Origin of the sequence: Endozoicomonas sp. 8E (assembly GCF_032883915.1) — a bacterium.
GTDB lineage: Bacteria > Pseudomonadota > Gammaproteobacteria > Pseudomonadales > Endozoicomonadaceae > Endozoicomonas_A.
Genome location: NZ_CP120717.1, coordinates 5642833 through 5661373 on the forward strand (window position 1 = coordinate 5642833; position 18541 = coordinate 5661373).

Annotated in this window: 18 protein-coding genes; 13 read left to right on the forward strand and 5 right to left on the reverse strand. The window is 49.5% G+C overall.

The window, feature by feature from the left end; all coding sequences use genetic code 11:
• Nucleotides 1-93 precede the first annotated feature (93 nt).
• Both P6910_RS19685 and nagA read left to right on the forward strand, forming a co-directional pair.
• A complete protein-coding gene (locus tag P6910_RS19685; RefSeq protein WP_317142952.1) occupies nt 94-750 on the forward strand; it encodes a hypothetical protein in 657 nt (218 codons plus the stop codon).
• 125 nt (nt 751-875) lie between these two features.
• A complete protein-coding gene (gene nagA / locus P6910_RS19690) occupies nt 876-2030 on the forward strand; it encodes an N-acetylglucosamine-6-phosphate deacetylase (protein ID WP_317142953.1) in 1155 nt (384 codons plus the stop codon).
• A 43-nt stretch (nt 2031-2073) separates the two neighbouring features.
• On the opposite strand, the gene P6910_RS19695 is transcribed toward nagA, so the two are convergent.
• Nucleotides 2074-2973: a GlxA family transcriptional regulator gene (locus P6910_RS19695; RefSeq protein WP_317142954.1), complete on the reverse strand. Its 900-nt coding sequence runs from the start codon at nt 2971-2973 to the stop codon at nt 2074-2076.
• 177 nt (nt 2974-3150) lie between these two features.
• Complete coding sequence (locus P6910_RS19700) at nt 3151-3855, reverse strand: class I SAM-dependent methyltransferase (protein ID WP_317142955.1); 705 nt, start codon at nt 3853-3855, stop codon at nt 3151-3153.
• 297 nt (nt 3856-4152) lie between these two features.
• On the opposite strand from P6910_RS19700, the gene P6910_RS19705 reads away from it, so the two are divergent.
• The 11 genes from P6910_RS19705 to P6910_RS19755 all read left to right on the forward strand — a co-directional run bounded on the left by P6910_RS19705 (nt 4153) and on the right by P6910_RS19755 (nt 14730).
• The gene (locus tag P6910_RS19705; RefSeq protein ID WP_317142956.1) at nt 4153-4452 is read left to right on the forward strand and encodes a type II toxin-antitoxin system RelE/ParE family toxin; all 300 of its coding nucleotides are present in this window, start codon (nt 4153-4155) and stop codon (nt 4450-4452) included.
• Complete coding sequence (locus P6910_RS19710; RefSeq protein ID WP_317142957.1) at nt 4452-4742, forward strand: addiction module antidote protein; 291 nt, start codon at nt 4452-4454, stop codon at nt 4740-4742. The genes P6910_RS19705 and P6910_RS19710 overlap by 1 nt, the downstream gene beginning before the upstream one ends.
• A gap of 145 nt (nt 4743-4887) precedes the next feature.
• On the forward strand, nt 4888-5034 hold the full coding sequence (locus P6910_RS19715; protein ID WP_317142958.1) for a transposase: 147 nt from the start codon (nt 4888-4890) through the stop codon (nt 5032-5034).
• Between the two features lie 553 nt (nt 5035-5587).
• A complete protein-coding gene (locus P6910_RS19720; RefSeq protein WP_317142959.1) occupies nt 5588-6802 on the forward strand; it encodes an aspartate aminotransferase family protein in 1215 nt (404 codons plus the stop codon).
• A gap of 109 nt (nt 6803-6911) precedes the next feature.
• On the forward strand, nt 6912-8174 hold the full coding sequence (locus P6910_RS19725) for a hydrolase (RefSeq protein ID WP_317142960.1): 1263 nt from the start codon (nt 6912-6914) through the stop codon (nt 8172-8174).
• Nucleotides 8171-9202 carry an arginine N-succinyltransferase gene (locus P6910_RS19730; RefSeq protein ID WP_317142961.1) on the forward strand — a complete coding sequence of 344 codons (1032 nt, stop codon included), beginning with the start codon at nt 8171-8173 and terminating at the stop codon, nt 9200-9202. Before P6910_RS19725 ends, P6910_RS19730 begins: the two co-directional genes overlap by 4 nt.
• Nucleotides 9203-9238: 36 nt before the next feature.
• Entirely contained in the window at nt 9239-10063 is an 825-nt protein-coding gene (locus P6910_RS19735; protein ID WP_317142962.1) for a DUF1338 domain-containing protein, read from the forward strand.
• 113 nt (nt 10064-10176) lie between these two features.
• Complete coding sequence (astA, locus tag P6910_RS19740; protein ID WP_317142963.1) at nt 10177-11214, forward strand: arginine N-succinyltransferase; 1038 nt, start codon at nt 10177-10179, stop codon at nt 11212-11214.
• Nucleotides 11215-11262: 48 nt separating this feature from the next.
• On the forward strand, nt 11263-12729 hold the full coding sequence (gene astD, locus P6910_RS19745) for a succinylglutamate-semialdehyde dehydrogenase (protein ID WP_317142964.1): 1467 nt from the start codon (nt 11263-11265) through the stop codon (nt 12727-12729).
• 33 nt (nt 12730-12762) lie between these two features.
• Nucleotides 12763-14106, forward strand: a complete 1344-nt coding sequence (gene astB / locus P6910_RS19750; protein ID WP_317142965.1) for an N-succinylarginine dihydrolase — start codon at nt 12763-12765, stop codon at nt 14104-14106.
• 66 nt (nt 14107-14172) lie between these two features.
• Nucleotides 14173-14730 carry a DUF4136 domain-containing protein gene (locus P6910_RS19755; protein ID WP_317142966.1) on the forward strand — a complete coding sequence of 186 codons (558 nt, stop codon included), beginning with the start codon at nt 14173-14175 and terminating at the stop codon, nt 14728-14730.
• Nucleotides 14731-14762: 32 nt separating this feature from the next.
• Here the strand turns inward: P6910_RS19755 and P6910_RS19760 are convergent, their stop codons facing one another.
• The 3 genes from P6910_RS19760 to P6910_RS19770 form a co-directional block, all read right to left on the reverse strand.
• The gene (locus tag P6910_RS19760; RefSeq protein ID WP_317142967.1) at nt 14763-14888 is read right to left on the reverse strand and encodes a hypothetical protein; all 126 of its coding nucleotides are present in this window, start codon (nt 14886-14888) and stop codon (nt 14763-14765) included.
• Complete coding sequence (locus P6910_RS19765; protein ID WP_317142968.1) at nt 14875-16572, reverse strand: F-box/WD repeat-containing protein; 1698 nt, start codon at nt 16570-16572, stop codon at nt 14875-14877. Before P6910_RS19765 ends, P6910_RS19760 begins: the two co-directional genes overlap by 14 nt.
• Nucleotides 16573-16785: 213 nt before the next feature.
• Entirely contained in the window at nt 16786-18456 is a 1671-nt protein-coding gene (locus P6910_RS19770; protein ID WP_317142969.1) for an F-box protein, read from the reverse strand.
• Nucleotides 18457-18541: the final 85 nt, after the last annotated feature.

Genomic DNA, 18541 nt, shown 5'->3' on the forward strand with positions numbered 1-18541 from the left:
GCGTCTTTGACGGGTCGGATTCATACTTTCAAGCCAAAGCTGTATTAAGTCCGACTAAAATTAGGTCTATCGATCAACAGAAACGGATTTCTTATGGCCATCGAAGATATCAATAATCGCCCCACTCCCCTCTCCAGCCCGCGACAAGATCCAGAATTGGGCCTTTCCAGTGAGCAACAGGTCGAAGAAGAAGTAAAATTCACTTTTCAAGACCTGAAAAGCCACATGGAAGAGATGTTGCAATTCAACTATGCCATCATCCATGAGCTTCTGGGGCAGATTGCCGCTATCAGTCCCTATCGGGCCGACATGGCTCAGGGTAAACAGCCAGGAGTAGCCTCAGCAGAAGCGTCTGATGCCGTCAAAGCAACCCCTGTTGCGCCCGTCGGAAAAGCAAGCGCTTCAGCCTATCTGGCTGGCCTTCAGCACATTGAAGGGATGTTGGGAAACCACGATATCAAGCTTCAGGAAATGCTTGATAAGTTGGCACTGTCGCGCTCTGGCAGAAAAGTCAGCCTGGAAAGTCAGGGGTTGGAGTTTGAACGTCTGAAATCCATCATCATTCAGGCAGAAGGCAGGATGAACCAGGTATTGAGCCAGATGCCAGAAACCCTGCCTGAACATCCGGGTCGCATGTTAAAGGGCATGCTGCCTGAGGTCATCGAAAAATTGCAGCAATACGATGGCAGCTTTCGGGAAGCGCTCACCGAAGTGCGTGAAGAAATTCTCAGAGTCAGCTCACACCAGTAAGAACCGATGATCACCTCACCGGCCCCTGAGCATCCTCCCCTGAGCATAGGTAATCATAACCCTACGGAGCTCGTTTAGCGTCATGGTACAATTTTTGATCATTTTCCTGCTGATAGGTCTGAGACATGACGACTTTTTATCTGAAGGCAAAAAAGATCTTCACTGAAGAAGGCATTCTCCAGGACAGTTTTCTGAAAATAACGGACGGCCGTATTGCGGCCATTGACCGTGTGCCTGATGAAGACGCGGACATCATGGATCTGGGAGACAGTCAAATTGTCCCTGGCCTCATTGATTTACATATTCATGGCAGCGCTGGCTTTGACGTCATGGATGCCAGCCACGAAGCCATTAATACCATCTCAAAAAGCATTGCTGCTAAAGGTGTCGTAGGCTTTCTTGCCACTACTGTTACTGATACTTGGGAAAGGAACCTCGCGGCCCTGAATAACGTTAAGGAGTGCATCGAGCAGGGCGTTGAGGGTGCAGAAGTACTGGGTTCCTACAGCGAAGCCATATTTTTTTCCGAACGCTTCAAAGGCGCCCATGAAAGCAGCTATTTCCTGAAACCCACAAAAGAAAGACTGGATGAGTTGCTGGCAGCATCGGGTGGCACCCTTCGCTCACTGGCTCTTGCCCCTGAAATTGAGGGCGGCATTGAAGCGATTGAGTACCTGACCAGCAAGAATGTCCGCGTCATGATTGGTCATACAGGCGCTTCTTACGATGTCTGCAAGAAAGCCTTTGCAGCGGGAGCCGTCGGCGGCGTTCATATTTTTAACCAGATGCTCGGATTGCATCATCGTCAACCCGGTACCGCCGGTGCTGTTCTGCACCACCGGGATATCTATGCAGAATTGATTGCAGACGGTGTCCATGTTGACCCCATAGTGATGGATCTGGTTTACCGCCTCAAAGGGGCTGATAAAACCGCTTTGATCACCGATTGCATGTGTGCAGGTGGATTGAGCGACGGGGAATACCAGCTGGGACTGTTGACAGTTCATGTCAAAGACGGTGTGGCCAGAACCGAATCGGGTGCTCTGGCAGGAAGCACCCTGACACTGAATCGTGCCGTAGCCAACATGATCGAAAAAGTGGCTGTAGACCCTCTGAGTGCCGTTCACATGGCTTCTCTGACACCAGCGACTTTGCTCGGGCTGCAGGACGAACTGGGCAGCATTAAAGTCGGTAAGCGAGCATCCATAGCGGTTATGAACAAAAATCACGAAGTCCTGATGACTTTTATCGACGGCAGACAGGTTTTCAGCCTGTATTGATATCTTGCGTAGCCTTTTACTGCGCTGACTGTAAAAGGCTAACTTACGATTGCCGCTCTTCCCTGGGCGTCAGATCAAAATGGTTTTTATACGCCGTGCTGAAATGTGAAGCATTGGAGAAACCACAGGCAACCCCCACATCCACTACAGGATTGTCAGTCTCCCTGAGCAGCTTTCTGGCGTGCTCAAGCCTGAGTTTCAGATAGTGCCTGGAAGGTACAGTATCCAGATATTTTCGAAACAGTCGTTCCAGCTGTCTACGGGAAATACCCACCAGAGAAGCCAGTTCATCGGCACCCAGGGGCTCCTCTATATTGGCAGCCATCAACTGAGTTGCCTCCTCAATCTGTGGCTGCTGCTTCCTGACGGGGGGCACGACAAAAGAAGACGTCACCGGCCCGCCAAGACGATCCCTCACCAATAATTCCGATACACTGGCTGCAGGATTAACCCCCTGCTCCCGGGCGACCAGAGAGAGCATCATATCCATAGCAGCCGTGCCTGCGCCACAGGTCATTCTGTTTCGGTCCAGTTCAAAAGTCGTCTGGCTCAACGCCACCCGGGGGTAGAGTTCCTGAAGGGCATCAGTGGCCCCTTCCAGTCGAGCCCGATAACCATCAAGAAGACCGGCACTCGCCAACAGGTTGGCACCTTTGCCAATCCCACCCAACACAGATGCCTCAGACAATGCGGCAGATGGAATCTGAACCTCTGTTTTTGAAGCGACCAGAATCACCACATCCATGAATTCCAGCGCCGACTGAGAGGGCTCAATCGAAAGACCCAGGTTACTCGTGACCGCTGACTCTGCGATGACAACACTCTCATAAACCCTCTGTCCGGTCACCTGATTAACTGCTCTCAGCACTTCCAGGGCTGAAGAGAACCCCAGCAGAGAGAAGCCGGGATATAAAAGAAAACCGACCTTGCAAGGCTTACTCACCCATAGCTCCTTTCTGCGCTGCAATCTCCGGAACCGAAAAAAGAATTATTATTCACAGAGAAAAAATACTCGTAAAGCGTGCCTGATGATATCTCTGAGGACAAAAGCCAGACTCTGAAAAATGCATCATAACAATCAAAGGCACCTTTTTTCACTACAGAAATAAGCCTTGCAGCTTCAGTCAGGACAACAATGCCCCAAAATGTAAATACTGAACAAAGGTGAATGAAGCTCGTCCTTCCACGGCATCCCGTCATCTGCCGTCCCCAGGGGCTGACTACAGGCCAGCAGGTTCAAATTCGACAGAGAGAATACTGAGCGGTAGTCCTCATCAGTCCAGAAGAAATCTTCAAAGACCACCCCCGAATCCGCCACAGAGCATTTAACTCGACAGCCACTGGCAAGCTCCCTGTTTTGAGGGAAGTCATTATTGATCATCAACCAGTTGCCCTGGAACTTTTGCTCTGAACTGACAATCACTATCGCCACACCACTAGGTTTTAATACCCTTTTCACTTCCCGGATAACCGCCTCCATTTCAGATAAAGAGGCTATTTCAACCAGAACATAAGACAACATCACCAGATCATAAGACGCATCGGGGCGTGGAATAGCTGCGGAATGAATGCGGGTAAATACCGTGTTCTGATGATCCTTTACGGCCTGATGGAGCATACTGTCTGAAATGTCCATACCCTCAACATCAAACCCGGCGTCTTTTAATAGCGGAATCATCAATCCTGCACCGCAGCCGTAGTCCAGTGCCCGGGCTCCCGCTCTAACGTATTTAGCCAGGATTCCGGGCAGGTCTCTGCGGATCATAAATCCAAGGTGGTTTTTCTCTTCGGCATAAGCCCTGGCGATCTCTTCTGTGTACTCCATAAACTCATATCACTGTGATGGGAACATGAAGGTAAAAAATAGCAGAGCCGTTCAGAAAAAAAGTTTCTCAGTAATACCCATAGTGCTTTCTGACTCCTGTGATGAGCATGAAGGCTCGAATTCATTGCAAATCAGCTCAGATTCATTGCGAAAAGCTTGAAAATAGCCGTTTCTGCTCACATTCGTTGCAAAAAGCTCAGCCCTCTTGTATGCCAGTCGCGCCAGTCATAATTTCATCCCTTGGGAAATATTCAGATCATCTTTCCAGTCCGTAGTTTATAAACTACAATGTGTTTTATGGTCACAATTAAACAGACTGAAACTTATCGTAAATGGGAACGAAAGCTGAAGGGTTCCCGGGCAAAGGCGGCCATAGCAGCGCGAATCTTTCGCCTGGCTAACGGGCTACCTGGCGATGTTTCTCCCGTGGGACAAGGGATAAGCGAACTAAGGATTCACCACGGTCCCGGTTATCGTGTGTATTTCCGCCAACAAGGAGATGAAATCATCCTCTTGCTGTGTGGAGGTAACAAGAGTTCGCAGAGCAGAGATATAGTAGTTGCTAAACAATTAGTAAAAACAATGGAGGACAAGTGATGACTGAACCTGTATACAATTATGATCCGGCTGCTGCACTGGACAGCCCTGAGGCTATAGAGTTGTTTATCGCAGATGCTTTCGAGACTGGCGATGCGTCTTATATTGCCAAAGCTCTCGGTGTTGTTGCCAGAGCTGAAGGCATGAGTAATGTTGCCAAAAAGACCGGACTTTCCCGTGAACAGCTGTATCGTTCATTCAGTGAGGATGGAAACCCAACATTGAAAACCATCCTGTCCGTTATGCAGGCGCTTGGCTTAAGCGTTACAACCAAACTCCAAAAAGCTTGAAATGATCACCGTGGCAGAATTCTTTTCGTTCTGTCATTGGGAGCTAGGGGGCGTTCTTATCCAACCGACCGAACAGATAAAAACATCAGTAACCTGACCGGTAAGACACCTAAAAGTGATCTGGAGTATGGCATTTAGGTTTGCCATGTCTCGCACAGTACTCAAAGATCAACAATGGGATCGGATCAAAGACATGCTGCCGGGTAAGGTCTCTGACCCCGAACCAACAACTGACAACAGGTTATTCATTGAGTCGATTCTCTGGCTTGCTCGTTCCGGAGCACCTTGGTGAGACATGCCTGAAGAGTTCGGTGATTGGCACAATATATACAACCGATTCAGTCGCTGGAGCTTGAAAGGAATATGGAATCAAGTCTTTGAAGAACTGAGTCAGGATTGTGATATGGAATACCTCATGGTTGACGGATCAATCACCCGTGTTCATCAACACGGTGCTCCAAAAAAACGGATAACAGTGCCGAGGCAGTTGGAAAATCAAGGGGAGGTTTAACAACCAAGATCCACGCTGCGACGGATGCACTTGGTAATCCTGTTCGCTTCATTCTCACAGCTGGACATGAAAAACTTTACGACACCCGACCTCTTCAAGTGCTTCAATCTGGGGAGTTATAAAGCTCGATTGGTGCAATATGGTCCTCAGAGAAAACTTCAGGTCGCTTGGTGTAAACTGTTCGAACCGACTTTGATCTATAGTGGACAGGCAAGCGGCCAAAACAATAAATAAGTTCATGATAAATCAGCCATGATCGGAAGCGGCGCATTTCAGTCTGTACCCTGTTGAAAGACGCTCACTCTATAAAAACCATGTACACCGAGGACAAGAAATGAGCGAATACTCCGTTAACAGAGCGACCTTCGATGAAGTCATGGTGCCAAACTATGCACCACAGGCGATGATTCCCGTTCGCGGAAAAGGATCACGAATCTGGGATCAGAAAGGCCGTGAATACATCGATTTCGCAGGGGGTATTGCCGTTAACGCCCTTGGCCACTGCCACCCTCAGCTGGTCAAAACTCTCAAGGAACAGAGTGAAAAGCTCTGGCATCTGAGTAATGTTTATACCAACGAGCCTGCTCTGGCTCTGGCCCAGCGCCTGACCGAAATCTCTTTTGCCGATAAAGTTTTCTTCTGTAACTCTGGCACCGAAGCCAACGAAGCAGCCTTCAAGCTGGCCAGAAAGTATTCTTTTGATCATTTCGGCCCTGAAAAGCATGAAATCATATCCTTCAAGAGTTCCTTCCACGGTCGCAGCCTGTTTGCTGTAACAGTGGGTGGCCAGCCAAGTTACTGTGAGGGTTATGCGCCGGTTCCCGCCGGTGTGACTCATCTTCCCTACAACGATCTGGAAGCCCTGAAAGCGGCCATTTCCGACAAGACCTGTGCGGTTGTTCTGGAACCGATCCAGGGTGAAGGTGGGGTGATCCCGGCAGACCCTGAGTTTCTGAAGGGCGTAAGAGCACTGTGTGATGAACACAAAGCTCTGATGGTTTTGGATGAAGTGCAAACCGGTGTAGGCCGTTCCGGTGAGTTTTATGCTTACATGTCCACCGGTGTCATTCCAGACATTCTGACCACAGCCAAGTCACTGGGCGGCGGCTTCCCTGTGGCTGCCATGCTGACCAACGACGAGGTAGCCAAAAGCTTCGGCTTTGGCAGCCACGGCAGCACCTATGGCGGTAACCCGCTGGCCTGCGCTGTCGCTCTTGAAACCATTAACCTGATCCACAACGACCAGGTTCTGGCCAATGTCAGCAGCAAACACGAACTCTTCCGAAGCGAGCTGGAACGCATTAACAAAACTTATGGCATTTTCAGGGAAGTTCGTGGCAAAGGCTTGCTTATTGGTGCTGAACTGACAGAAAACTGGCACGGCAAAGCCAAAGACTTTCTGGCTGCTGCTGCTGAAGAAGGTCTGATGATGCTGGTTGCCGGACCGAATGTGCTGAGAATGGCCCCCTCACTGATCATCCCGGATGAAGATATCCGTGAAGGTATGGCAGCACTCGAACGGGCAATTGCCAAGGTAGTCAATTCATAATTAACCACAGCACCGGTCTCTTGCTTCTGGCCGGTGCCCCTCTTTTATCAGAAGAGAATGCAGCTTTAGTGTGCATTTCAACAAAAACCATCTCTGAAAATGGTGTTTCATGTCCGACCTTCTTGCCCCGTTCCAATCCCTGCTAACCCGTCTGGACAGCCTTCAGGCAGAGATGCTCATAGACACCATTGAACTGGCTGAAATCAACTCTGGCAGTCTCAATGCCACGGGCGTTAATCAGGTTATGGAACGCCTCAGACAAATGACTGCACCTCTGGGTGGAGAGCAAGAAGTCATTGATCTGGAACCTTACGAAGTGATTAATGACCAGGGAGAAGTGATTCAACACGAGCTAGGCAAGGCTCTGAGAATCCGTAAGCGCCCCGAGGCTCCCCTTCAGGTTTTCCTGTGCGGCCACATGGACACCGTGTTCCCAAAAGACAGTTCTTTCCAGAAGGTTGTCCAACTTGATGAAGATACCATCAATGGTCCGGGTGTTACCGATTTGAAAGGAGGCATCATTGTGATGCTGAATGCACTTAAGATTCTGGAAGCAAGCCCTTGGGCTGAGCATATCGGCTGGGAAATTCTGTTTAACCCGGATGAAGAAATTGGTTCACCGGGTTCTGCTGCGTTAATAAAAGAAGCCGCCAGTCGTGTAGATCTGGGCATGATTTACGAACCCTGCTTCCCTGATGGCAGCTTCGCTGGTCAACGCAAGGGCAGCGGAAATTTCACTGCTGTCTGCTACGGCAAAGCAGCCCACGCTGGCAGGGAACATCATCTGGGAAGAAATGCTATTCGTGCCCTGTGCGACTTTGTTTCAGCTATGGATGACCTGAACGGCAAGCGGGAAGGTGTCACATTTAATCCCGGCTATATTCACGGTGGTGGAGCAACCAATATTGTTCCCGACAAATGCATAAGTCGTTTCAATATCCGCCTGGAGAGACCGGACGATGAGCAGTGGTGCCTTAAGGAACTGCAGATGATTGTCAATGAGATCAGCAGTCGCAACAGCATCCGCCTGGAACTTCACGGTGGCTTTGGCAGAAAGCCTAAAGTACTCACTCCGGCCAATCAGCAGCTGTTTGAGCTGGCCAGACAGTGTGGTCATGCCCTGGGGCTGATCCTTGATGTAAAGCCGACCGGCGGCTGCTGCGACGGCAACAACCTCGCCTCAGCCGGAATTCCTAATATTGATACCCTGGGTGTTCAAGGTGGGCATATCCACAGTGAACAGGAGTACCTGAAAATCAGCAGTCTGGTGCCCAGAGCCAAATTGAGTACAGCTCTTCTGCTTACATTGGCTCGCAATGAGGCTCTGGGCACTGGAAACGCCTGGTTGAAGAACAAAGAGGCCCGGTCATGAAATTCGTCAGACCTGTTGATTATCAAGACCTCAGTGCTCTGGAAACACTGGCCAGCAGCGCCAGAGGCTCAATGACCACCCTGCCTGCAAACCGTGATCATCTGGCAGAATTGATCTGCAAAACCCGGGACTCCCTCAGTCAGGACATTGAAGGTGCCGGAGAAGAAAGCTACCACTTTGTGCTGGAAGATCAGGAAACGGGTGAAATTCTTGGCATATCTGGCATTATCGCCACGATAGGTCTTTCGGCGCCTTTCTATAACTTTCGTGTCGACGAAGAAGTTCATGCCTCCGAGACACTGCAAACCATCAACCGGATGACGGTTTTAAAGCTCTGTCAGGACTACACAGGTTACACCAGCCTTTGCACTCTTTTTATCTCTCAAGAACACGACAGCTGGTCTAACCTTCAGTTGTTGAGCCGTGCCAGGCTGCTGTTCATAGCCGAACACAGAGACCGTTTTGCTGACCGTGTTCTGGCAGAAATTCAGGGCGTTGTTGATGAAAACAACCACTCAGCGTTCTGGAACAGTCTGGGCACTCACTTTTTCCCAATGGCGATGTCTAAAGCCAATTATCTGACCGGCCTCGAGGAAAAGAACTTTATTGCTGACCTGATGCCTCGTTATCCGATTTACGCACGCTTGCTCCCGAAGCAGGCAAGAGCAGTCATTGGTGAACCCAGACCTGATCGGGAGCCGGTGTTTAACATTCTAGAACGGGAGGGTTTCAGCTATCAGGGGTATGTGGATATTTTTGATGCTGGCCCCACTCTGGAAGCAGGAACCGACCGGCTGACCACTTTGCGTGACAGCCAGACCCATCAACCTGATGTATCCACAACATCGGCTGAGCGAGAAACAGTTGATGCACAAAACAACGACTATCTTGTTGCCAATACATCGGCCCGGTCTTTTCGATGCATCAGCACGGCTTTCAACCCTCAAGCCCCCACCCTGACACAGAAACAAACGGATCTGCTGCAACTGAGTGACGGAGACCCCGTCAGAGTGGCAGTTAGCTATTAAAAGACCTTAGACTTATAAAGTTAGAGGAAACAGGCAATGACAGAAGCCAAAACAAACACGATCAAAACCCTTCTGGAAGCCATGTGGCAGAATTATCTGGAACTGACCCCTGACGCCCGAACAATCCATAACCTCTTTGCTGCTCAAAATGATGGCGTGGTGATCAATGATCACATTGCACTGCGCACGTATAATCTGGAAAGGGTCAGTCTCGAAAAAGTAGCCCGCGCCTTTCTCGATGCAGGCTATGTTGCCGGCGGCGACTATGAGTTTCCTGGCAGAAAACTGGTAGCCAAACACTTCCAGCATCCAGACGACACCCTGCCAAAAGTATTTATCAGTGAGCTGCTGGTTGAAGCGCTGTCCATTGAGGCTCAGCAAGTTATCCACAGCCTGGTCAACCAGGTCACTGAAGCGTCTGTTCTTCAGGATAATTTCTGTTTTTCAGGACGTCCCTGGACGGTCAGTCAGCAAGACTATGACCTGCTATTACAGGAAAGTGAATACGCTGCCTGGGTAGCAGCCCTCGGATACCGTCCCAACCACTTCACTGTTTCCATCAATCACCTGCAATCCCATGATGACATCCATGTTCTGAACCAGATGCTGCAGGACAATGGTTTCATACTGAATGAAAGCGGCGGTCTGGTGAAAGGCTCTCCCGAGGTGCTTCTGGAGCAGTCATCCACCATGGCCGGTAAAGTTAACGTCAGCTTCTCCGATGGTGACCGGGAAATCCCCGGCTGCTTCTATGAGTTTGCCAAGCGCTACCCTCTGCCCGATGGCAAACTCTATCAAGGGTTTGTAGCCGCTTCTGCTGACAAAATTTTTGAAAGCACTGATACCAGGTCAACCCAATAATCTGATGTTGTTCAGTCAGTGAAGAAGACAACTGAGACAGTGCGATTTTTTTCTCAGGCTGCTCTGTTCAACTCAAGATAATCAAAAAAACAACTATTCAGTGACGTTTTCTTATGATGATAATCAGACCCATCACCGAACAGGATCACGACGCTCTCTGGCAGATTGCCCAGATAACCGGCGTGGGATTCTCTTCCCTGCAACCTGATCCAGAAATGGTGCAGAAAAAGCTCGAATGGACAGTCAACTCCTTCAGGGCTGAAAAACCTCTGGAAGAAGCTTACTACCTGTTCGTCATGGAAGACACGGAAACGGGAAAGGTCGTTGGTGTCTGCGGCATTGAGTCCGCAGTGGGCCTTAAAGATCCCTGGTACAACTATAAGGTCAACACTCAGGTACATGCCTCCAGAGAACTGGATGTCTATACCCGCATCAAGACCCTGACGCTTTGCAGTGACCACACCGGTCATTCAGAACTCTGCACTCTGTTCCTGACACCGGAATACCGCAAATCCAGCAATGGACACCTGTTGTCCAAATGCCGCTTTCTTTTCATGGCCGCTCATGAGCCTCGCTTTGATGAAAGCGTCATTGCTGAACTCCGTGGTTTCTCCGATGAAGAGGGCGAATCGCCTTTCTGGGAAGCTCTGGGCAGACAATTCTTTGCCGTGGATTTTGTCGAGGCTGATCGGCAGGTCGCCCGTGGTAAATCCTTCATCGCCGAGTTGATGCCACGCAACCCCATCTATAGCAACCTGTTACCCGCAAAAGCCCAGAGTGTCATTGGCCAGACTCATGAGGATACCGTACCGGCGAGAAAACTACTGGAGGGCGAAGGGTTCCGATACACCGGCTATATCGACATTTTTGATGGCGGCCCAGTGCTGGAAACTCAGGTTAAAGACATCCGGGCGATCAGGGATTCCCGCCGCTACCGGGTCAAGGTCCATGACCATCTGGATACCGATGAAACGGTCTGGCTGATGGCCAACAGTCACTTCCGTGAATTCCGCTGCATGGCTGGACAACTGTCGTTTGAAGGACTGGAGTTCGTCAACATCAGCCAGAAACAGGCCCAGGCACTGAATGTACAGGACGGCGATGAACTCAGAGTCGTGCCACTTTTCAACCCACAACGAAGTCATCGCTAAGAAGCAGTCATCGATAAACAGCCCTTGGCTCATTACGGGAGTTACATTATGAAAGGTTCTCTATTTATAAAAGCACAATGGCTTCAGGGTGAGGGTCAAACATTTCATTCCCTGAATCCAGCCAGTGGAGAAATCGTCTGGAGTGGTTCTGCTGCTCAACCCTCCCAAGTTGATCAGGCTATTTCAGCAGCCCGAAAAGCCCAGCCGGAATGGGCTGCACGCACTCTGGAAGACCGCATTAAACTGGTGCGCAAGTTTGCCGGGCAGGTTGAAGAAAATGCTGACTTGCTGGCCAGGACCATTGCCATGGAGACGGGTAAACCCCTCTGGGAATCCAGAACCGAAGCTGCGGCCATGAAAGGCAAGATTGAAATTTCTATCAAAGCCTATAACGAGCGCACCGGAACGACAGAAAACGCCATGCCGGGAGCTCGCGCTTTTATACGACACAAGCCTCATGGTGTCGTCGCGGTTTTTGGCCCCTACAATTTTCCAGGACACTTACCCAATGGGCACATTGTTCCGGCCTTGCTGGCGGGCAATACGATTGTCTTCAAACCCAGCGAACTGACCCCGGCCACTGCGGAAGAAACCATCAAACTCTGGCAGCAGGCCGGTCTGCCGGAAGGCGTGTTGAACATGGTTCAGGGCGAGAAAGAAACGGGTATGGCTCTGGCCGGGCACAAAGGCATTGACGGTCTGTTCTTCACCGGCAGTTCCAATACCGGAAGACTGATCCACCAGCAGTTTGGTGGCCAGCCAGGCAAGATTCTGGCTCTTGAGATGGGTGGCAATAATCCATTAATTATTACTGAAGTTAAAGACCACAAAGCAGCGATACACGACGCTATTCAGTCAGCATTTATTACTGCCGGTCAGCGCTGCACCTGCTCCAGGCGCTTGTTCGTTCCTGCCTCAGAATGGGGTAATAATTTTATTGATCAGCTGGTTGAAGCCGCTGGCAACATCAAAGTGGGTCAATGGAATGATGAAGATCAACCCTTCATGGGAGCCGTTATTTCAGAAGCCGCGGCGGACGGTATTCTTCAAGCTCAGACAAGCCTGCAGCAGCTGGGTGGTCAATCACTGCTGACGAGCCAAAAATTGAAGAAAGGCACCGGTTTACTGTCACCCGGCATTATTGATGTTACCGCCATTAAAGAGCTGCCTGATGAAGAATACTTTGGCCCTCTGTTGCAGGTAATTCGTTATAACCAGCTCGACGAAGCCATTGAACAGGCCAATAACACCCGCTATGGACTCTCCGCAGGCATTTTCAGTGACAGTCGTCAAGACTATGAACAGTTCCTGCACCGCTCCCGAGCCGGAATCGTCAACTGGAACAAGCCCATTACCGGAGCCAGCAGTGCTGCGCCATTTGGTGGTATTGGTGACAGTGGTAACCACCGCCCCAGTGCCTACTTTGCTGCTGATTACTGCGCTTACCCTATAGCCAGTGTGGAAGCTGAGAGCCTGTCACTCCCGGAAAAACTGGCACCGGGTTTGAAGCTTTAATAACGCTGGCTCCGAGATCAGGATAGAAGAAATATGAATAAAACTGTTGAAGCCAATTTTGACGGCCTGGTAGGTCCAACCCATAACTATGCTGGCCTGTCTCTGGGCAATATCGCCTCAACCCATCACCAGTCAGCGCCTTCCAATCCCAAACAGGCTGCGTTGCAGGGTCTGGCGAAAATGAAGGCATTGCACGACATGGGTTTAGTACAGGGAGTACTGGCACCCCAGGAAAGACCTGACGTTTATACCCTGCGCAAGCTTGGTTTTAGCGGCAGTGATGAACAGGTGCTTGCCGAAGCCTCACGACAGGCGCCCACAATTCTTGCCGCATGCAGTTCTGCATCCACCATGTGGACCGCTAATGCCGCTACCGTATCACCCAGCGCCGATACAACCTCTGGTACTGTGCACTTTACACCCGCAAACCTGTGCAACAAGTTTCACCGTTCCATTGAGCATGAGATAACAGGCAGAATTCTAAAAGCCGTTTTCTCCAGCGAGGAACATTTCACCCATCATCCTGCCCTTTTCAGTACCTCTCACTTCGGCGATGAGGGGGCAGCCAACCATACCCGTTTCTGTCAGAACTATGGAGACGAAGGGGTAGAATTCTTTGTTTATGGCCGTTACAGCTTTGATGACGCCCGGCCAGCTCCAACAAAGTTTCCGGCTCGACAGACTCTGGAAGCCTCACAGGCTGTTGCCCGCAACCATCAACTGAATACCCGTCGTACTGTATTTGCACAGCAAAACCCCGAAGTCATTGATCAGGGGGTTTTCCATAATGATGTTATTGCTGTGGGGAATCGCAACGTCCTGTTCTGTCACGAGAAAGCTTTCCTGAACCAGGCTCAGGTCTATAACGACCTGAAAAATGCCTATGGCCGGGATGACTTCTGCATTATCGAAGTGCCTGAAAGTCAGATCAGAGTGGAAACGGCGGTGAAAAGTTACCTGTTCAACAGCCAGCTGCTCAGCACTTCCGACCGTGATATGACGATTGTTGTTCCCTCCGATTGCCAGAGCGATCGACAGGTCGCAACCTATCTGGAAGGGCTGGTTGCGTCCGATAATCCCATCAATGACATCAAAGTGTTCGACCTGCGTCAAAGTATGAATAATGGCGGTGGACCTGCCTGCTTGCGCCTGAGAGTTGTGCTGACCTCTGAAGAACTGGCTGCCACCAACCAGGCCTGCCTGATAAACGACACTCTTTACACAACACTCTGCCACTGGGTAGAAAAGCATTACCGCGACAGGCTCACTGAAGCCGATCTTGCCGATCCTGAACTTCTGATTGAGTCCCGCACAGCACTGGACGAGTTAACCGGCCTTCTGAAACTGGGGTCTATTTATCAGTTCCAACAGGTGTAGAGGCCCGGAGCTGATTTTATCTCCGCAAGTGATAGAATCAGCTCATCCAGTTCATGGGAGAAAACAATGAGAACAATGTCGCTTGCCATGGTGGCGCTTATTTCCATAGTCCTTACAGGTTGCGTGAGCCTGACGGCTCCTCAGGAAAATCCTCAGGTCGCCCCCCTGTCGATTACTTCTTCGCCCCTGCATCGATTCTCTTTAGCCGATTTTGATGGTCTGATGTTCGAACCCATTATCCCCGAAGAAGCGGACCCGATGTTCCCCAGCCGCGAGAGTGCTTATCAAACAATAGAATTCGAGATAGCCAAACAGCTGTCAGCGAAAATGACTATCGATCCTGAACAGATCCCTCAGAATTCATTGATTGTTCGCTATGGCATTGCCTCTGATTCCATCGTCTCCGACGCAGAACTGATTCAATTCTTTGGCACAACGCCGGGACTGGTCACTGAGCCGGGTCAGGAAAAACTGACCATAGCCATTGCCCTGATTCGGGCCAATACCGGCGACGCCCTGTGGAAAGGGGTTGCCCAGGGCACGATTGTTCCCGGACTGAGCAATGAAACACGACTGGCCAGAGCCGAAGCGGCCATAGCCAGAATGCTGGGCAATTTGAAGTAACGTCGGGGATATTGGAGAATGAAAGCAAGCAATCAATTATTCATTTTCCGTAGTTCAAAGATTTTCACCTTGTTATAGCCACCGGGATAGCCACTGCTGGCGGTGGTAAGCACATGGCCGCAGTCGTTACTGAAGGTGGCTGATTTAACCCCACCCATGGGAAATTGTGCCTTTTTCTACCCATAATCCATCAGCCCTCAGGCCAATAATTTTCGACGTTGAATCTCTGCTGGCAGTTATCAGATGGCAGCCATCGGGACCGAAGGTGGCTGAGTTGACCCCTGCTTTGTGGGAAAAGGTGGCTAATTTTTCCCATACTCCATCGTCGTCATGGCCATAAATTTTTACCTTTCCATCGTCACTGGCGGTTACCAGGTAAAGGCCATCGGCGCTAAAGCTGGCTGAATTGACTTCGTTATTATGGTGAATGGTGGTTTTTTTCTCCCATGTTCCGTCCTCCTCCTGGCCGTAGATTTTCGCCTTGCCATCAACACTGGCGGTCACCAAATGGCTGCAATCAGCGCTGAAGGTGGCTGAATTGACTGTTTCCTTATGTAAAATAATGGCTTTTTCCTTCCACGATCCATCCTTATGACCATAGATTTTCACCGTACAATTGCTGACGGTCACCAGATGGCTGCTATCAGCGCTGAAGGTAGCTGAATCGACATCATCAACGTGGTAAATTTTCGCTTCTTCTGCCCAGGTTCCACCCTCCTTCTGGCCGTATATTTTTGCCGTGCCATCATAACTGGCGGTCACCACATGGGTGCTATCGGGGCTGAAGGTAGCTGAGCTGACCCAGCCATCATGATCAATTGTGGCTTTTTCCACCCATAGTCCATCGCCCATCTTGCTGTAGATCTTCGCCGTGTGATCGCCACTGGCGGTCACTAAATGAGAGCTATTGTCGCTGAAAGTGGCTGAATTAACCCATGCATCATGAAAAATGGTAGCTTTTGCTTTCCATGATCCACCATCCTCATAGCCATAGATTTTTGCCGTGCCATCATCACTGGCAATGACCAGATAGCGGCCATCGGCACTGAAGGTGGCTGACTCTACGAGGGAATCATTGGAAATGGCGACCTTCTCTTCCCATGAACCATCGTCATTCCGGCTGCAGATTTTCACCTCTTCATCATCACCGATGGTCACCAGGTGGCGACCATCGTCGCTAAAGGAAGCCGATTCGACGCCATCATCATTGAAAATGGTGGCTTTTTCTTTCCATGATCCGTCGGACTCATTGTCATAAATTTTCGCCCTGCCATCGTCACTGGCAGTCACCACGTGGAGACCATCTTTACTGAAAGTCGCTGAATTGATTAAGGCACCATGGAAAATAGTGACTTTTTTATCGACATTAAATGTTTCACATTGCGACATTAGATCGGCATTGTTGAAAAAGAGCAGATCAGGAAAACAAGACTGTTCCCGACGTTTAACAAGTGACTGGATCAGCGCCCGATTATTCGTAAATTGCCCCAGCCAGGCACTGAGTTGCTCATCACTTCTTGCAGCGATGGTTGTCTTCAGTAGAGACTGGTGTGCTGAAGAGAAACGACGATACCAAGCTTTTGCCAGGGTATCTTCTTGTTTAACAAGCTCTTGAAAGTAGCTACATACCTGTTTCAAACGGGTAACATCTTTAAGCCCCAAATAGCCAATAATATTTAATTGTGCAGGGAGGGGCAAATTGAGTAGCTGAGCCTCACTGCTCACAGATACAGTGATTTCCCTACCCCCACTGACACCCGTTGGTGCCTGCTCCGATATAGATTGAGGAAGTTTTGGTAAATATGAAAAGGCAGCTTTTGAGTTGTTGCTTATTGATTCCATGCTTGGTCAATCCTTAGTTTGATAGTTTGTATTTATCTTCAATCAGGAAGAACATCCAAAACTGAAACTAAGGGTTGGATTCTGTCTTAAGGTAAAAGTTCATAACAGGTTGTTAAGTGAAACTAACAACAGTTTCTGTCTTGCAGCATACGCTAAATGGCATCACTCAGAAGGAATCTTTTAAATTGAATAAAAGTGAAGACAAACAATCAATTATTCTTTTATCCGTAGTTCAGTGATTTTCACCTTGTTATAGCCACCGGCATAGCCTTCGCTGACGGTGGTAAGCACATGGCCGCAGTCGGCACTGAAGGTGGCTGATTCGACCCTCTTCCCATGGTAAATTGTGGCTTTTTCTACCCATGATCCATTAGCACTCAGGCCAATAATTTTCGACGTTAAATCTCCACTGGCAGTTACCACATGGCGGCCATCGGGACCGAAGGCGGCTGAATTGACACTTGCGTAATGGAAAAAGATGGCCATTTTTTTCCATGATCCATCGTCGTCATGGCCATAAATTTTCACCTTTCCATCGTCACTGGCGGTCACCACATAAAGGCCATCGGCGCTAAAGCTGGCTGAACAGACTGCTTTCTTATGGCGAATGGTGGCTTTTTTTTCCCATGTTCCATCCTCCCTCTGGCCGTAGATTTTCGCCTTGCCATCACGACTGGCGGTCACCAAATGGTTGCCATCGGCGCTGAAGATGGCTGATTTGACAACAAATTTATGGTTAATAATGGCTTTTACGTTCCATGATCCATCCTTCTCATGGCCAAAAATTTTCACCGTGAAATCGTCACAGACGATCACCAGATGATTACTATCAGCACTGAAGGTAGCTGAATCGAAAAGATCAACAGGGTAAAGGGTGGCTTTTTCCTCCCATATTCCACCCTCCTTCTGGCCGTAGATTTTCCCCGTGCCATCAAGACTGGTGGTCACTACATGGGTGCTATCGGAACTGAAGGTAGCTGAGCTGACCCAGTTGCCATGATCAATGGTGGCTTTTTTCACCCATAACCCATCGCCCTCCCTGCTATAGATCCTCACTTTATGATCATTACTGGCGGTCATTATATGAGAACCATCGGCGCTGAAGGTGGCTGAATCGACCGGTTCATCATGGAAAATGGTAGCTTTTGCTTCCCATGATCCACCGTCTTCATAGCCATAGATTTTCGCCGTGCCATCGGCACTGGCAGTGACCAAATAGCGGCCATCGGCACTGAAGGTGGCTGATTCAACGTAGAGATCATGGGAAATGGTGGCCTTTTCTTCCCATAAACCATCGTCATTCCAGCTACAGATTTTCACCTTGTTATCTTCACCGATGGTCACCAGGTGGCGACCATCGTCGCTAAAGGCAGCCGAGTCGACGCCATCATCATGGAAAATGGTGTCTTTTTCTTTCCATGATCCATCGGACTCCTTGTCATAAATTTTCGCCGTGCCATCGTCACTGGCAGTCACCACGTGGAGACCATCTTTACTGAAAGTCGCTGAATTGATTAAGGCGCCATGGGAAATAGTGACTTTTTTATCGACATTGAATGTTTCACACTGCGACATTAGATCGGCATTGTTGAAAAAAAGCAGAGCAGGAAAACAAACCTCTTCCCGACGTTTAACAAGTGACTTGATTAGCGCCTGATTATTCGTAAATTGCCCCAGCCAGGCACTGAGTTGCTGATCACTCCTTGCGGTGATGGTTGTCTTCAGTAGAGACTGGTGTGCTGAAGAAAAACGACGATACCATGCCTTTGCCAGAATATCTTCTTGTTTAATAAGCTCTTGAAAGTGGCTACATACCTGTTTCAAACGGGCAATATCTTTAAGCCCCAAATAGCCAATAATATTTAATTGTATGAAGTGGGGCAAATTGACTAGCGGAGACTCACTGCTCTCAGATACAGTAATTTCCCTACCCCCACTGACACCCGCTGGTGCATGCTCCGATATAGAT

Bases quoted from the DNA above. Each gene is read 5' to 3' on its own strand.
- P6910_RS19725 (WP_317142960.1), top strand. From the start codon at position 6,912: ATGTCCGACCTTCTTGCCCCGTTCCAATCCCTGCTAACCCGTCTGGAC.
- astB (WP_317142965.1), top strand. From the start codon at position 12,763: ATGAATAAAACTGTTGAAGCCAATTTTGACGGCCTGGTAGGTCCAACC.
- P6910_RS19720 (WP_317142959.1), top strand. From the start codon at position 5,588: ATGAGCGAATACTCCGTTAACAGAGCGACCTTCGATGAAGTCATGGTG.
- nagA (WP_317142953.1), top strand. From the start codon at position 876: ATGACGACTTTTTATCTGAAGGCAAAAAAGATCTTCACTGAAGAAGGC.
- P6910_RS19730 (WP_317142961.1), top strand. From the start codon at position 8,171: ATGAAATTCGTCAGACCTGTTGATTATCAAGACCTCAGTGCTCTGGAA.
- astD (WP_317142964.1), top strand. From the start codon at position 11,263: ATGAAAGGTTCTCTATTTATAAAAGCACAATGGCTTCAGGGTGAGGGT.
- P6910_RS19760 (WP_317142967.1), bottom strand. From the start codon at position 14,888: ATGGGTGGGGTTAAATCAGCCACCTTCAGTAACGACTGCGGCCATGTG.
- P6910_RS19700 (WP_317142955.1), bottom strand. From the start codon at position 3,855: ATGGAGTACACAGAAGAGATCGCCAGGGCTTATGCCGAAGAGAAAAAC.
- P6910_RS19715 (WP_317142958.1), top strand. From the start codon at position 4,888: ATGTCTCGCACAGTACTCAAAGATCAACAATGGGATCGGATCAAAGAC.
- P6910_RS19705 (WP_317142956.1), top strand. From the start codon at position 4,153: ATGGTCACAATTAAACAGACTGAAACTTATCGTAAATGGGAACGAAAG.
- P6910_RS19765 (WP_317142968.1), bottom strand. From the start codon at position 16,572: ATGGAATCAATAAGCAACAACTCAAAAGCTGCCTTTTCATATTTACCA.
- P6910_RS19755 (WP_317142966.1), top strand. From the start codon at position 14,173: ATGAGAACAATGTCGCTTGCCATGGTGGCGCTTATTTCCATAGTCCTT.
- P6910_RS19735 (WP_317142962.1), top strand. From the start codon at position 9,239: ATGACAGAAGCCAAAACAAACACGATCAAAACCCTTCTGGAAGCCATG.
- P6910_RS19710 (WP_317142957.1), top strand. From the start codon at position 4,452: ATGACTGAACCTGTATACAATTATGATCCGGCTGCTGCACTGGACAGC.
- astA (WP_317142963.1), top strand. From the start codon at position 10,177: ATGATGATAATCAGACCCATCACCGAACAGGATCACGACGCTCTCTGG.
- P6910_RS19685 (WP_317142952.1), top strand. From the start codon at position 94: ATGGCCATCGAAGATATCAATAATCGCCCCACTCCCCTCTCCAGCCCG.